Source organism: Pseudomonas sp. IT-P218 (assembly GCF_949767605.1).
GTDB classification, from domain to species: Bacteria; Pseudomonadota; Gammaproteobacteria; order Pseudomonadales; family Pseudomonadaceae; genus Aquipseudomonas; species Aquipseudomonas putida_AE.
Genome location: NZ_CATKQQ010000088.1, coordinates 147885 through 163292, shown reverse-complemented (window position 1 = coordinate 163292; position 15408 = coordinate 147885). Strand labels below are relative to the sequence as shown.

General features: G+C 60.0%; 8 protein-coding genes. All 8 read right to left on the bottom strand.

What is annotated here, in order from left to right:
* Positions 1 to 2 precede the first annotated feature (2 nt).
* Positions 3 to 4535: a dermonecrotic toxin domain-containing protein gene (locus tag ACM6I6_RS28490; protein WP_414921090.1), complete on the bottom strand. Its 4533-nt coding sequence runs from the start codon at positions 4533 to 4535 to the stop codon at positions 3 to 5.
* On the bottom strand, positions 4532 to 9109 hold the full coding sequence (locus tag ACM6I6_RS28485) for a dermonecrotic toxin domain-containing protein (protein WP_414921089.1): 4578 nt from the start codon (positions 9107 to 9109) through the stop codon (positions 4532 to 4534). Before ACM6I6_RS28485 ends, ACM6I6_RS28490 begins: the two co-directional genes overlap by 4 nt.
* A gap of 138 nt (positions 9110 to 9247) precedes the next feature.
* On the bottom strand, positions 9248 to 10348 hold the full coding sequence (locus ACM6I6_RS28480; protein WP_414921088.1) for a polyamine ABC transporter substrate-binding protein: 1101 nt from the start codon (positions 10346 to 10348) through the stop codon (positions 9248 to 9250).
* Complete coding sequence (locus ACM6I6_RS28475) at positions 10345 to 11370, bottom strand: histone deacetylase family protein (protein WP_406591098.1); 1026 nt, start codon at positions 11368 to 11370, stop codon at positions 10345 to 10347. The genes ACM6I6_RS28480 and ACM6I6_RS28475 overlap by 4 nt, the downstream gene beginning before the upstream one ends.
* Positions 11371 to 11535: 165 nt before the next feature.
* On the bottom strand, positions 11536 to 12528 hold the full coding sequence (locus ACM6I6_RS28470) for an AraC family transcriptional regulator (RefSeq protein ID WP_414921087.1): 993 nt from the start codon (positions 12526 to 12528) through the stop codon (positions 11536 to 11538).
* Positions 12529 to 12592: 64 nt separating this feature from the next.
* Positions 12593 to 13222: a LysE family translocator gene (locus tag ACM6I6_RS28465; protein WP_323607538.1), complete on the bottom strand. Its 630-nt coding sequence runs from the start codon at positions 13220 to 13222 to the stop codon at positions 12593 to 12595.
* Positions 13223 to 13293: 71 nt separating this feature from the next.
* Positions 13294 to 14643 (bottom strand): NCS2 family permease, encoded by a 1350-nt coding sequence (locus ACM6I6_RS28460; protein WP_095196825.1) that lies wholly within the window; start codon positions 14641 to 14643, stop codon positions 13294 to 13296.
* Positions 14644 to 14941: 298 nt separating this feature from the next.
* The gene (locus ACM6I6_RS28455; protein ID WP_323607537.1) at positions 14942 to 15388 is read right to left on the bottom strand and encodes a MarR family winged helix-turn-helix transcriptional regulator; all 447 of its coding nucleotides are present in this window, start codon (positions 15386 to 15388) and stop codon (positions 14942 to 14944) included.
* Between the last annotated feature and the right edge of the window lie 20 nt (positions 15389 to 15408).

The window sequence follows — 15408 nt, the reverse complement described above, 5'->3', positions numbered from 1 at the left end:
CGTCAGGTTTTGGCCTTCGGTTCCATGTCCCAGAAGAGCTTGCGCAGCTCGGGGTCGACGAGCTTGCGCAGGACGCCATCGATGGGCTCGAAGGCGTTCAATGCCGTTTGCTGGTCGGGGGAGAGGGTTTTGAGATAGTCATCGGCGATTTTCAGGTGGGCTGCCGTTGGCTGGTCGGCGGGGCTGACCAAGCTTTCATAATGAAAATGCGCCACCCAGATCGCCTTGCCGTTGGCCTTGTCGAGTATCCGGTACTCCTGAAAGAAGTCGCCCATCCCTGTGGTCTGGATTCGCCCTCGTGGGTCGGCGGCGACGTCGACCTGCTGGTGTTCGTGCATCCATTTGAAAGCCGTTTGAGTCGGTTTGCGCAGCTTGTATAACTTCGCTCGAACGCTGATGCCTTCTTCACGCATTTGACGCGCGGCTGCACGCATCTCGAGGCTCAGGGTCGCGACCGGCAGCGGTTCGCCGTCCCGTTTTTTACTCCGCAGCACGGCCTGATCTACGCTGTCGGCGCCTTGCTCCAGTTTGAGCGCCTGTTGATCGAACAGATCCTGTATGTCAGCGGGTATACGCCTTGGGCGCAACGCGTCCTTGGCGGTGCGCTCGATGAATCTGGACGTATCCAGGTTCAGGTCCATGGCGGCGGCGATGAGCTCCTCGTCGCTGAGTGTCGAAGCCGGTTGTTGGCGGATCATGGGCGCGATGGGCGTGAGGGGAGCCTGCGCGGTAGTGCCGGGTTCGCTCTTGGCCGGGGCCTTCGGCCGGGTTTTTCGGACTTTTGCCGGTTGATGGTAAGACGCCTGGCGACTGCTCGTCGTGGCTTTTTGTAGCGGCTTTGGGGGCTGCGGCAGCAACGCCTGGAGTCGGTTTTGGACCAATTGCGCGAACTCGCCGATCAGTCCACGCAGGTGCAGAAGTCGGGCTGGCTTGAGCAGGTCGGGATAGGCGTCCGGCAACTCCTGTAGGCGCTGGTCGGCATCGGCGAAGGTTTCAATCAGGCTGTCCAGCGCTTCAATGCGAGACTGCAGAGGGCGCAGGTTGTCGCCAGCCGCTGCCATGTCAGCCACTTGACTGGCGGCCTTGGCGGCACTCACGATGATTTTACCCACGGCATCCCGTGCCTGGGGCATCAGGGGGCTGGCCTTGTCTTCAAGACACAGTTCCTGGGCCATGCCAATCTCGTTGGTTTTCAGATCCAGCACGTTGAACGATGGCGCGAGCTTTTTTATTTCGTTCGCTCTCTCGATGCCGGACCTTCCTGCCGCGCGCAGACACTCGATCGTCGAGTGCGAAAGCTCGAGTTTTTCGACCATTTCCTGGCTCAGGTCAGTCGCCACTTGAATGTTGGCCACATAGGTTTTCAGGGGCATCGGTTCTGTCTGGCCGGTGTCGGTCATCATCCTTGTCGCCTGGGCATATTCGGTTCTCTTGATGACGAACCACAACGACAGGTTCTTCTGCAGCGAGGTGCTGATACGCAGCAATTCATGGACGTAGTTTTTGCTACCGCCGAGGGTGCGCCATTCGCGGAGTTTTTCCAGCGCCTGCCGATACGCCGTAATGGTGACTTCCAGTTTTTGCGCATACGCCTTGCTCAGGCTCTCGAAATGCTCCTGGGTTGACTTCTGCATGTCGGTTTGCAATGTGGAAAGCTCATCTTCCAGCACTTTCTGTTGATCGCTGAATGAGGTCAGGGACTCTTCCAGTTCCTTGAAGCGCATCTCATTGGCAGCGACCAGGGGTTTGCTGAAGGCATTGCCGCCGCCACCACGCAGGCGCAAGCGCAGGTCGATGAACCACTCACCCTTGGCATTATGCGTGAGCAGCGGACCGCTGCGATTTGGCTCGTCAGGGTCAACGATGTGAGGAGGGTCCTCGCCGCTTACCATGACCTGGAACCAGCGCTCGCCGACCTGGGCAAAGTTCCTGTCATTGTGTTGATAGAGGTGAGGAGGTTTTTCGTTGACCTTTGTCACGTTCCTGTCGGTGATATCAATGGCTGCGACCTTGAACGTGTCCAGGTAAGTACCCAGCGCCGCCGGTGTACGACGTGGCACCGAGCCGGCCACCTCAAGCGAGGAGCGGTGCCCGGGTGCAAGTTCTGCGACCAGTGGGGCCGGGTCGAACTGGACGGTGACAGGCTCGCCCCCAGGCAGTGTTGGTTTCTCTAACGACGGCCGCGCCAGTCGAGGCTTGCCTGATAGAGTATTGCGACGCATCGCGGCATGATGGCTGAGGACAATGCCGGTGATCAGCAGAAGGTCCGACAGCGAAGTCCATTCAATGAACGAGTCGCCTCGATTACTGGCGTCGATGGCCTGCTGGATTTCATTGATGGTCTGCCATACCCATACGGCCGTCCCGACAGCGCCGGTGAGAAAGTTCGAGGTGACGGCGAACAATGCCCAGCTGCTTTCCTTGAGCAGGGTCCAGCGGCGTTCGGCATTCGATTGTGACTGGCGGTCAGCCAGGTCGACCAAGGCCCGGGCGTTGCTTTTGAACAGTGCCGACAGGACATTCCCGGTTATTTCGTCATTCGCGGACGTTACTTGCCCGAACCCTTGCGCCTGCTTGAACGGGTTGACCAACTGTTCGGCCACGATCCACGGCGATGGCAGGCCGGTGGGGAGTACATATTGGTCATACTCATAACTGAGGGTGTTGTCCGGCAGCCATGCCAGCACGGAGTCCCTCAGCTCGCCGGGTTGATGCAATGCATACAGCAGGTTTTGCCTGGAAGGAAACTGCAACAGGGGCAGGTCCTGCATCGGGCGATAGAGCAGGCAAGGCCCGCTTTCTGCATTTCGAGGGCTGATGAGGAACATGTTCTCAACGCTGTCACTGCTACTGATCAGGCGATGTTGCGGCGTCAGCTTGAGCGGGTGGATGGCGATGGAATGGGCCTTTTCGGTATCGCTGTCGAGCAACTCGCAGATGAATCGGTAGCCGAGCTCATCAATGCCCGCCTCCTGTTTGACCTTGCCTTCGAGCGCCAGCAGCGGCAACAGCAAGCGCAACTGGTCGCAGTAGAAGTTTTCCTGGCGTCGGGATTCCACGGGCTCGTCGATCAGCTTGCGTTTGATCAGCGCCGGGTACGCCTCGCCGATATTGACTTGTGCAGCCAGGGTGGTGAGGAACGCTGGTGTGAGCCATGGCGGAACCGACTGACCGTGCAGGAACGATACGGTTGCCATGTAGGGCGCCTGGTTTTCCATGGCAAACTCGGCGAGCGTCTCGATGCGGTGGTCGAGGGGGTTGGGCAGTGTGAAGTTGCCAGAGGTAAAGCTGTTGGTGATGTTGATTCGCAGTTCATTGAGCGGCAGCGTCGCGGCATCGACTGCGCGGGTATCGGCGATGATCGCTTCAGCCATCAGGCGCTGGGCAAAGTCGATGATGGTAGGTATTTCGTTTCTGGCTGCCTTGTGCTCAGGCTGTCGATAGAGCTTGCCCAGTGCGGTGATGTAGCGGCTGTAGTCTTGAATGTCCTTGGGCGATGCGTTGCGCAGCCAGTCGGGAATCGCCGCGTGCAGTTGCATGAGCCGCGCGTGTTCGGTTTCGTCGAGCCCGCTTTCAAGTTTTGCGTCATCTTCGACTGGGTTTTCAAGGGAACCAATGATGGCGATGGCATCAAGCTGTGACGAGACCAGGGCCCAGGCCATATGGTCAAAAACGTTGCCGTCAGGCTCGAAAAGCCGCCATGTCAAGGTGCGCCCTTCGAGCGATTCCTCGAGGCGGGCGGGCAGTGAATTGCCCAATTGTTCCATTGAGCTGAACGACTCATAACCGCGCTCGATCGTGTACATCACCAGCAACTCGCGTTCGCGGCAGGTGGCCTTGAGCACCAGGGCCCCGCCGATCACGAGGTGGCTGGCAACCGTGTTTTTAACGATGTCGATATCGATCAGGCACGCCTGAATGGCCGATAGGCCGCTGCTCGAATTCTTTCGTGTGGCTTTGTCCGGGGCTTCGAACACTTCGCGCGCCATCGTGCACTCGTCGACGTCCCAGCCTTTTACCGTTTGCACTCTCAATGCCTTGCGCAGTGAATCGGACAACTCCTGCCAGCGAGGGATTTTCTGGCCTGTCTGGTTCCAGTAATCGAGCTGGCGCTTCTGCAGTTCGACGAACAACTGTGGCACCGAGTCGTTGAGTACCTGGGCAATGTCTTCAATGCTGACGGCGAGATGAACCGGGTCGTTGGCGTCGGATTCCAGGGTCAGGAAATGTTCGCCTTCGAGATAGTTGGCGGTTGTGCCATACAGGCTCTGCAGGACAAGTGTGTGGGTGAGCGAAAGGAATTCGACCGACTCCATCTCGACGTGATCGTCCACCACCCGCCATTGCGGGGTGGCGACGAGGGTTTTGTCAGGGTCGATGTTCAGTGCCGGGTAGCGCGTTGCCAATTTGTCGCGCAGCAGGTCCGAAGCGACTTCACTCGGCAACGGACTGTGGCTGGTCTGGCTGACCAGATCACTTTTTTCGAGAAGGGGTGTCGAGTCTTTTGGGGCGATCGGTGTCGGGGTACTGGTCATGATGTCGTGCCCCCGGTTTTCGCTTTCGGCAAGAACGATGATCGAGCCAGTTGTGGACTGATCTCGCTGCGGTAGATCGCGATCAACTCGTTGTTGCTGACCGTGCGCAGATCAAACGCGCCGCCCAGTGTGCGTTGCGCTTCGGTTTTCAAGTGCGCCGCACTGTAGGCGTCGGCAGCGGCGGAGGGCGTCGGGTAGTGAAAGTGGGCGTACCAAAGCACTTTGGCGGAGCTGGCGTCACGAATTTCATACTCCTCGAGATAGTCCTTGCGGTGCCCTTTGAGCCGCTTGCGCCCCGCAGTCTTGACGATGACGACCAACCCTTGGCTGTGCAGCCATTCGACGCGAGCGGCGGTGGGAGGTTGTTGCTTGGTCATGCTGATTCGAGTCTGGAGACCCTTTTGATCAAGGCTGACCGCGCCCTCATTAAGCTGTTTGGCCATGCTCACAGCGGAGCCCGGACCGCCGTCAGTAATGTTCAGCTTGGTCAGGGCCTTTTCGATGGCGGTCGCGGCGTCCTCCATCCGGCGGGCCCTTTGTTGGAAAAGGTCCTCTATTTCCACGGGGATACGCCCCGGCCGTTTGGCGTGGGCCTCGGTTCTGCGGGTAAATTCGTCCAGCTCGTCGAGTAAGGCTTGTCCCGTCTGGGTACTGGTCTTCAGATCAACCGGACCGGTGGCCTCAGGCGCGCGCGAGCTCGACACATGTTCGAGCCAGACACCGGGCGTTTTCTCGTGAAAGGTCACGACCTTGCCGCTCAATGTCGAGGTCACATCGAGCAGCTCGGTGCCATCAGCGCTGGTACGCTCGCGCAGCTTGCCGACGACCGTTCCCTTGAAACGGGTCTTGATCACGCGCCTGGGCGCAGGCGCCGGGCGTGAGGGGCCGGGCGTCGGTTCCAGCATCCTGCGCTCATTGAGCAGGCTCGCCAGGTGTCTCTCGCTGCGCTTTTTGAATTCTTCGATTTGCTGGCGCATCCGCTCCAGCGGGGGCTGTAGCAATTGCCCCGAATACTCGTCGGGCAGATCGACGATTCGTTGGTCCAGGGTTGCGTATTGCTCCACCAGATCATTGAAGCCGTCGATGCGTTCCTCCAGGCCAAGCTCATGGTCCTGGGCCGCCAGGTCGATGGACGACTGGATGGTAAGGCCGGCATCTTCGACGAGTCGCTGCATGGCCTGGCTGGCTGGCGCGGTGTCGACCGTGGCGCTGTCGTCGAGGCATAACTCCTGCGCCAGGCTGATCTGGAACAGCTTCAGATCCTGCAGGTCGAACTTCGGCAGTTGCGCCTTGCATTGGCGGGCCGCTTCCCCCGCCTCTTTGCCCAGGCGCATCAGATCCTCGATGCGGGCGTGGGCGAACTCGATCTTCTCAATGTAGCCTTGGGTCATGTCGCTGGTGAGCTGATGGACCTGGCGGGGAGTCTGGGTGCCTTCGAGGGTCTCATTGTCCAGCAAGGCAAGGGACCTGCGCATGCTTTCTCCGAACGCCAGGTTTTGCCGGGTGAACCATTTCTCCGTCAGTAACAGCTGATAGTCCAGGCAACTGACCGTAACCGGGCGATAATTGACGATGGGCTCAATGGCGTTGAAATTCTTCACTTGGTCGATGTAGGCGCCGTAGGCCGACAGCTGTGAGTCCAGCAGGTCGAGCAGGGGCTGGCGATTTGCATCGGTGGCGGCCTTTTCCGCGGCCTCGAGTTCATTTTGCAGTTCAAGCTTGCGGGCATCGAACGTGGTCAGTTGTTTCCTCAAATCTTCCTTGAGCTGTTGGTTCTTGCGTTCGATTTCCCTTCGGGCCCTACCGCCGCCGCGCAGCCGCAGGCGTGTGTCGACGAACCATTCGCCCTTTTCCGAGTGAATCAACAGGGGCCCCGTCCTGGCCGGGGTTTGTCTTGAATCGATGATCTGCACATCACCGTTGTCATTGAGCATCACTTCAAACCAGCGCTGATTGATTCGGGCATACCATTTCTGCTCGAGCGGGATCAGGAAGCGATGAGGACCGGACACGGCAGGCGTGTCTTTCAACGCCGCAGGCTTGGCAATCGCCAGGCTGTCCAGCAAGACCCCCAGCGGCACGCTTGGCAACAAGCCTTGGGTGTAGACCGACGTTTCATGGTTGGCAGGCAACTGCTCGGCGGCGACATCGGCCGCTTGATTCAGGGTGACTTTTGCCGGCGGCAGGGGTCTGGAAGCCGGTGTCGAAACCTTCTCGACGGTCTGCGGCGCAGGTTTGTCGCGACTTGCCGCGTGATGGGCAAGCACCATGCCCAGTGACAGGAACAGATCGGTCAGCGCGGCCCATTGTTGATCACTGTCGCCGACTTCGCGGGCTTCATTGGCTTCATGCAGGTCATCCATGATTTGCCAGATCCAGGCGGCCGTCCCGGCGGTGCGACCGAGGAAGGGCAGGGCAATATTGAACAGCATCCATGCGCCCTGTTTAAACGTCGCCCAACGCCGTTCTCCATTGGACACCGATTGCCTGTCCGCCAGGGTGACCAGTGCATTGGCGTTGGCGTTGAACACCGCTTGCAGCGGCGGCTCAGGGAGTGGCGCAGGACTGAAGGTGACAGCCCCCATCATGCCCAATGTCGAGGTGGGGTCGACCAACCACTGCGAGAGCGTCCAGACCGAGGGCAGCTCTCCTGGGAAGACATACTGGGAATAGTTGAAGTACAGGTCTTGCGGCAGCCAGGCCAGGACCGACTGGCGTAGCGCCTTGTCGTGTTTGATCGCGTACAGCAGATTCGCCTCGCTGGAATACTGCGTCAGCGGATGATCGAGCAGCGGTCGATACAGCAGACATGGCCCCTTGTCGGCCAGTTTCGGCCCGATCAGGAACATGTTGGCCACTTCGTCGGCCTTGTTGTCGCTGCGTCCCCCTGGAATGAATGCCAACGGACGAATGACAATTTCCTGCCCGTCGACGTAGCGATCGGCAGCCTTTTCCTGCAAGGCGGCGACCACGTACCGATAGCCCTGTTCGTCGATGCCGCTGGCCCCGCCACGGATCTTCAGTTGCAGCGCCAACAGCGGCAGTTGCAGGTGCAGTTGGCTGGTATAGAGGCGTTGTCGACGCAGGCTTTCCCCGGGATCGACCAGCAACTTGTTCTTGATCAGCTCTGGGTAGGTTTTGCCGATGTTGACGGTGCTGACCAGTTCTTCCAGGTAGGCCGGCGTCAGCCACGCAGGCGCGGCCTCACCGTCGTTGTATTGCACGGTTTTGTCGCCCAGCGGCAGGCCGGCGAGGTTCTGCAATGCAAAGTCGGCGAGCGACATTTTCAGGGTCTGTGTCTGGCCGGGCACGATGACCGCGCCGAGCACAACCAGGCTGGTAATGCTGACTTCGATGTCCGCCAGTTTCAGTGAGGTCGCGGCTGCCTGATCCTTGATCTTCTGGTCCTTGATCATCTGATCGGTCAACGCCTGCAGGGCAAAATCAGGCAGCGCGGCAATGCCTTCATCAAAGGTCTGGCCGTGGTGCTGTTCACGCAGCAGCGCCAGGTCCATCAAGTGTCGGCTGTAGCGGGTCAGATCGGTGGGCGACGCGTTTGCCAGCCAGTCCGGCAACAGGTGCTGGATCTGGCTGTAGCGCGACGTCGAGGGTGGGTGAAGTTGCGAGAAATTGTTCGCCGATGCGGCCACCTGCGGATCAAGGGTTGGGGCCCAGGTGGCATTACCAAAGGCGCCGATGGCGTCGATCTCAAGGGCAATCAGCGCCCAGGCCTGATGCTCGAAAAACATCCCTGCGGGCTCGTACAGGCGCCATTGCAACGTGCGGTCATGTCTGGACGTGACCATGCGCCCGGACAGCATTTCGCCCAATAACGCCAGCGAATCGTAGCGCTTGAAGCCTTCGGCGATCGAATGGGTCACGACAAGGGTGCGATCCTCCAGTGTGCCCACCAGCACCGCCATTTCCAGGACCCACGAGTGTTTGCTCGTGGCGGTATCGAGGCTATCGATATCGATCAGGCAGGCCTTGGTCTGGTAGCGGTCGTGAGCTGCTCGTTCGTGCTTGTCCGGGTACTGGAAAAGGGACAGGGCCATTTCTCGCAGGTCCTCGTCCCAGTCCGTCACCTTGTCGACGTTCCAGAGCTTGTGTAGCGCGTCGCGCAACTGATGCCAGCGCGGCGTCGAGTCCGCGATGGGCCGGTTCCAGTAATCGAGTTGTTGCTCCTGATAGGCAACGAACAATAATTTGGCCAATGTGTTGAGCAGGCATCCGACGGCGTTGATCTTGACCGGAAGATGACTTAGCGGCTCGACTCCCGGTTGCCGTGTCAGGAAATGTTCACCGTCGAGATAGGTCACCGATTTGCCTGACAGGCTCAGTCTTACCAGCACCTCGGTCAGGAATTCAAAGTGGCTGGTACCTGGAACGACTTGAGCGTCGGTCATAATCCAGGCAGGTGTCACCACCATCGTCACATTCGGGTCGATGTGCAGATTGGGGTAGTGGATGTCGAGGGCGGTACGTAATGATTTTGCAGCGACTTCCCTGATCGAAGGACCTGCCACCAGTTGGGTCAGTACGTCGTCGGGGTTTATGGCGGGCGAGTCGGGCATGGCCGTTTCCTGTGTCCGGTGGAGCGCTGCGGGGGCAACGCGGTTTTCGGGCAAGGTAGAGGGCTGTAGGTGACTCAAGGTGGTAGATATGTATCGCCGACAAAAAAGACCCGCGTCACCGCGGGTCTTCTGTTTCAACTAGGTTCCGGATTTGATCTTGGTCCAGGCCCGGGTGCGTGCGCGTTCGGCATCCCGTGGCAACGGCTGCAGGGTGTAGAGCGTGCCCATCGCCGCTTCGGTCGGGTACAGGTTGGGGTTATTGCGGATCGCCGGGTCCACCAGTTCCGTGGCGTCCTTGTTCGGGTTGGGATAACCCACGAAGTCGCTGACCGGCGCGATCACCTGGGGTTGCAGAAGGTAGTTGATGAAGGTGTAGGCGTCCTCCGGGTTCTTCGCGCCTTTGGGGATGGCGAGCATGTCGAACCAGATCGGCGCGCCTTCCTTGGGCAGGCGCATGTCGACGACCACACCGTTCTTGGCTTCCTTGGCGCGGTTGGCGGCCTGGGAGAAGCTGCCGGAGTAACCGACCGCGACGCAGATGTTGCCGTTGGCGATGTCGGCCATGTACTTGGAGGAGTGGAAGTAGGTGACGTACGGACGGATCTTCATCAGCAGCGCTTCAGCCTTGTCGTAGTCCGCGGGCTTCTTGCTGTTGGGGTCAAGGCCCAGGTGTTGCAGGGCCAGGGGCAGGATCTCCGAGGGCGAGTCGAGCAGGGCGACGCCGCACTGCTTGAGCTTGCTGATGTTTTCTTCCTTGAAGATCAGGTCCCAGCTGTCCACCGGTGCGTCGGCCCCCAGTGCGGCCTTGACCTTGTCGGGGTTGAAGCCGATCAGGATGGTGCCGTACATGTAGGGCACGGCGAACTTGTTGCCCGGGTCGTTGGCCTCGATCAGCTTCATCAGCTTGGGATCGAGGTGGTTCCAGTTCGGCAACTTGCTGCGATCCAGCGGCTGGAACACGCCGGCTTCGATCTGCTTGGCCAGGAACACGTTGGACGGCACCACCACGTCGTAGCCGGAGTTGCCGGTCAGCAGCTTGGCTTCCAGCGCCTCGTTGGTGTCGAAGATGTCATAGACCAGTTTGACCTGGGGGTTCTGCGCCTTGAAATCCTCCAGGGCCTTGGGGGTGATGTAGTCGAACCAGTTGTAGACGCGCAGCGTTCGTTCTTCGGCGTGAGCGCCAGTACTGAGCAGCGCCGCGCACAGGGCCGGAGCAATGACATGCTTGATCTTGTTCATTGTTCAAAACCTTCCAGCACGTTCACCGCGTTGATGCCGATTTCTTCCACCGCGTAACCGCCTTCCATGACAAACAGCGTCGGTTTGCCGAGGGCGGCGATGCGCTTGCCCATGGCCAGATAATCAGGGCTGTCGAGCTTGAATTGCGAGATCGGGTCGTCCTTGAACGTATCCACGCCCAGGGATACGACGACGATGTCGGCGCCATAGCTTTCGATCTCGTTGCAGGCTTGCTCCAGGGCGGCGCTCCAGGCATCCCAGCCGCTGCCGGCGGGCAATGGGTAATTGAAGTTGAAGCCTTCACCGGCGCCTTCGCCGCGCTCGTCTTCATAGCCAAGGAAGAACGGAAACTCGGCTTCCGGATGGCCGTGGATCGAGGTGAACAGCACGTCGCTGCGCTCGTAGAAAATCGACTGGGTGCCATTGCCGTGGTGGTAGTCGACGTCGAGGATCGCGACTTTTTTGTGGCCCTGGTCGAGGAAGGCCTGGGCGGCGATGGCGGCGTTGTTGAGGTAGCAATAACCGCCCATCAAGTCGCTGGCGGCGTGGTGCCCTGGTGGACGGCACAGGGCAAAGGCACCGCGGGCGCCGCGCTGGATCTCCGCCTGTGCGGTGAGTGCGACTTGCGCCGCGCTGTACGCCGCTTGCCAGGTGCCGGCGGTGATCGGCGCGCCGCCGTCGAAACTGTAGTAGCCGAGCTGACCGTGCAGGCTGGTGGGTTTGATGCTGCGCAAGGTGCGGGCCGGCCAGGTGTAGGGCAGCAGGTCACCGTCGGTGTTGAACTCGGTCCAGCGCGCCCAGGCGCCTTTGAAAAAGTCGAGGTAGTCGCGGCTGTGGATGCGCTCGATCGGGCCGAGGCCGAAATCCTCGGGCGCTTCCACGGGGCCCAGATTCTGCTTTTGCACCCGTTGCAACACGTGGTCGGCACGGGAAGGCATCTCGAAGCAGGGCTTGAGTTGCCCGTCGATCAGTTCACAGCGGCCGTGGTGCAGGTGGTGATCGTCCGAGTAGATCGTCAGCATTTTGTTGTTCTCCGCAGGCTGTTTCGGTTGCACACAGTCTTGCGGCGTCGAGCGTTTCGGAGAACGGCAGGAAAGGCCAAAAGGGGATTAATATGGCCAAAATGATTGACCGAAATTCGCCCCTTGTACCTGTAGGAGCTGCCGAAGGCTGCGATCTTTTGATCTTCAAGGCCGAAACTGACTGGGCGCCACCCCACTCCAGCGCACAAACGCATGGCGGAAACTCGCGGTCTCGCTGAAACCCAACGCCTCGGCAATCCGGTAGATCGGCATCTGGTCCTCACACAACATCTGCTTGGCCTGCTCGAATCTCAACTCATCCAGCAATTCCTGATAGCTGCACCCCAGATCCTTGAGATGCCGACGCAAGGTGCGCGCTGAACAATTCATCTGCTCGGCCAAGCCTTCAAGCCCAGGCGCGGGATTCAACTGCGCGCTGAGCAAATGGCGAATCCGCCCCAACCATGCCTGGCGTCCGGTGAACTCGGTGTTCTGCTTGCGGCAGCGTTCGGCCATGGCCTGGTGGGTGATGACATCCGCCAGCGGCAGGGGTTGATCGAGCCAGCGCTTGTCGAAGGCAAAGGCATTGTTGCGTGCCCCGAAGTGCAGCGGGCAGTCGAAGTGTTCGGGGTAGCTCGCCTCATAGTCGGGCGCGGCATGTTCGAAGCGCGCGGCGAGCAGCGGCAGGACATGCCCGAGCAGGTCGTCGCAGATGACTTTCAGCGACACCAGGCAGAACTCGGCGTTGAACACCGCCAGCGCCGGATTCTCCCGGTAATCGGCGGCGACGAACCAGACGCGCTCGTCGTCCTCTTCCAGGCTCAGCTCGAAAAGTGTTCCCAACAGCGCCGGATAACGCATCGCCAGGCGTAACGCGTCACCGAAGGTGGCACTGGTGAGCAGGGCATAGCCCAGTATGCCGTAGGACGAAACGTGCATCCGTTGGCCCAGTTCCAGGCCGATATCACGCTTGAGCGCGACGGCGTTGGCGCAGACCTGCATCTCTTGATTGGTGGTAATGCGCGTGTCCGCCCGGCTCAGGTCCGCGGCGCTGATGCCGCTGCCGGCCAACAAGGCTTCGCTGGACAGGCCTTCGGCCTTGAAGGCGTTGAGCACCAGGGAGACGGCGTTGAGGGTGGTCAGATGGGAGTGGAGCATGCTCGGTTCCAGCGTGGGGGTGCTGGAACCGAGCAACTTGTGTGCCGGTTTGAGCCAGTGAGCCTTAATGGCTACTCAACAACGAAGCTGCACCGGCACCGCCGAACAGTCCGGCACTGACCCGGTTGAACCAGCTCTGGCCCTTGCCGCTACGCAAATACCGCGCAGCGCCATGGGCACCGAGGCCGTAGGCCAGCTTGCACAGCAGGTCGAGTACGGTCCAGGTGGCGATCATCACCAGCAGTTGCGGCAGGAAGGGTTGCTCGGCGCTGAGGAACTGCGGCAGGAATGCGGCGAAGAACAGGATGTCCTTCGGATTGCTGGCGCCCAGCATGAAGGCTCGCCCGAACAATGCGCGAAAGCGTGGAATCGCTGTCGCCTGAGGCACTTCGGCGCCGTGGGACGGTTGGCGCGATTGCTGCCAGCTCTGCCAGGCGAGGTAGAACAGGTACAACGCGCCGACGATTTTCAATGCGCTGAACAACTGTTCCGATGCCAGCAGCAGGGCGCCCAGGCCCAGTGCCGAAGCACTCAACAGGCAGATCGAAGCAATCACGCCGCCGAGAAACGCCGGGTAGGAACGGACCAGGCCGTAATTCAAACTGTTGCTGATCATCAGCAAAGACAGTGGCCCCGGGATCAGGATCACCACCAGCGCAGCGCCGCTGAACAGCAGCCAGGTTTCCAGACTCATCACTTTCCTCCATTTGCACAAAAGCCTCACCCGACGGGGTGAGGCTGGTTTCAAGCGCGTACCGCCGAGGCTTACAGAAAGATGAACTTGGCAATGAAGATTGCGCAGAGCACCCACAGGCTGACGGAAATTTCCTTGTACTTGCCAGTGCCGGCCTTCAGCGCCACGTAGGTGATGAAGCCCAGCGCGATGCCGTCGGCGACCGAGAAGGTCAGGGGCATCATGATTGCCGTGACGATCGCCGGAATGCTGTCGGTCGCCTCGTCCCATTCGATGTGGGCCATGCCGCCCATCATCAGCATGGCCACATAGATCAGCGCACCGGCGGTTGCGTAGGCGGGGATCATCCCGGCCAGCGGAGCGAAGAACATGGCTGCAATAAATAGCACACCTACGGTCACGGCGGTAAGACCAGTCCGACCACCTGCCGCGACGCCAGCAGCACTTTCCACGTAGCTGGTGACCGGTGGAACGCCCACTACCGCACCAAACACACTGGAGGCACTGTCGGCTTTCATGGCGCGCGAGAGGTTTTCGATCTTGCCGTCAGCGTTCACCAGGTTGGCGCGCTGGGCCACCCCCATCAAGGTGCCGGCGGTGTCGAACATGTGCACGAAGAGGAAGGCCAGCACCACGCTGATCATGCTGACGTTGAACACGCCGGCGACGTTCATGGCCATCCAGGTCGGGGCCAGGCTCGGTGGGGCTGACATGATGCCCTCGTAGTGCACCAGGCCCAGGCCCCAACCGGCCAGGGTCACGGTGATGATGCTGATGAGGATCGCGCCGAACACCTTGTGATAGCTGAGGATGGCGATCATCAGGAAGCACACGGCGGCGAGCAGCGGGCCAGGCTCGCGCAGGGAACCGAGCTTGATCAAGGTCGCCGGGCTATCGACGACGATGCCCGCGGTTTTCAAGCCGATCAGCCCGAGGAACAGGCCCACGCCTGCGCCCATGGCGAAGCGCAAGCTGACGGGGATGCTGTTGAGCAGCCATTCGCGGATCCGCGAGAAGGTCAGGATCATGAACAGCACACCGGAGACGAACACCGCCCCCAACGCGGTTTCCCAGTTGTAGCCCATGGTGCCGACCACGGTGTAGGTGAAGAAAGCGTTCAGGCCCATGCCCGGCGCCAGGCCGACCGGCCAGTTGGCGTACAGGCCCATCAACAGGCAGCCCAGGGCGGCGGCAATGCAGGTGGCGACGAACGCCGCGCCATGGTCGATCCCGGCGTCGGCCATGATGTTGGGGTTGACGAAGATGATGTAGGCCATGGTGATGAAGGTTGTCAGACCGGCAATCAGCTCGGTCTTCACCGTGGTGCCATGCAAGCTGAGTTTAAAGATGCGCTCCAGCCAGCCATTGCGTAGAGGCGGCGAGAGATCCAGCGTCGATGCTTCGGATTTGCGGCTTTCCACAGCGAGGTACTCCTCAAGAGTTTTATTGTTATTTCCAGGGCCGGACCCATGAGGGTGGCAGCGGCCCTTTGAGGCACTTGCGAATTTGTTGACCGATAGGTCAGGAACTCGCACGAAGTGGATTATGCTTTTGTATACAAATAAAGCAAATAATGTTTTTGGTTTTGTCGACGAAAAGTTTGGCAATAGGGATATATCGCCTTCGTGGGCCTCATCGCCAGCAGGCTGGCTCCCACAGATTTTGTGTACACCACAGATCACTGTGGGAGCCAGCCTGCTGGCGATAGGGGCAGAACAGTCAATCAACAACAGCCTGACTTTTCCCAAGCGCCAGATTCACCGCCAACCACCCATTCACCGCCGACTCCCCAGCCTCGGCAAACACCCGCTCAAGCAATTTCACCTGCTCACGCCGCAGCGCCTGCTCAAACCGCGCACCCTCGGCGGTCAATTCCAGCAGCCGCTTACGCTTGTCCGTCTCGGATGCCACGCTGTCCACCAAATGCATTTCCAGGAGTTGGCGCAACGGCATGTTCAACGCCTGCTTGCTCACGCCCAGCAACGCCAGCAACTCCTTGACGCTCAGGTTCGGGTAACGGGCAATGAAAAACACGATGCGTTGATGCACCCGACTCAAGCCGCGCCGCTCGAGCATTTCATCGGCCTTGGCGGTAAAGGCCTGGTAACCGAAGAAAAACGCTTCCATGGCCTGCTGTTGGGAAATCGGGTTTTTAAGGTCAATCATGTTGACGTATCCGCTCGGGC

What these genes read in the sequence shown, in the direction of transcription:
- ACM6I6_RS28465 (WP_323607538.1), bottom strand. Translation starts at nt 13,222, where the DNA reads ATGAGTCTGGAAACCTGGCTGCTGTTCAGCGGCGCTGCGCTGGTGGTG.
- ACM6I6_RS28490 (WP_414921090.1), bottom strand. Translation starts at nt 4,535, where the DNA reads ATGACCAGTACCCCGACACCGATCGCCCCAAAAGACTCGACACCCCTT.
- ACM6I6_RS28470 (WP_414921087.1), bottom strand. Translation starts at nt 12,528, where the DNA reads ATGCTCCACTCCCATCTGACCACCCTCAACGCCGTCTCCCTGGTGCTC.
- ACM6I6_RS28475 (WP_406591098.1), bottom strand. Translation starts at nt 11,370, where the DNA reads ATGCTGACGATCTACTCGGACGATCACCACCTGCACCACGGCCGCTGT.
- ACM6I6_RS28455 (WP_323607537.1), bottom strand. Translation starts at nt 15,388, where the DNA reads ATGATTGACCTTAAAAACCCGATTTCCCAACAGCAGGCCATGGAAGCG.
- ACM6I6_RS28485 (WP_414921089.1), bottom strand. Translation starts at nt 9,109, where the DNA reads ATGCCCGACTCGCCCGCCATAAACCCCGACGACGTACTGACCCAACTG.
- ACM6I6_RS28480 (WP_414921088.1), bottom strand. Translation starts at nt 10,348, where the DNA reads ATGAACAAGATCAAGCATGTCATTGCTCCGGCCCTGTGCGCGGCGCTG.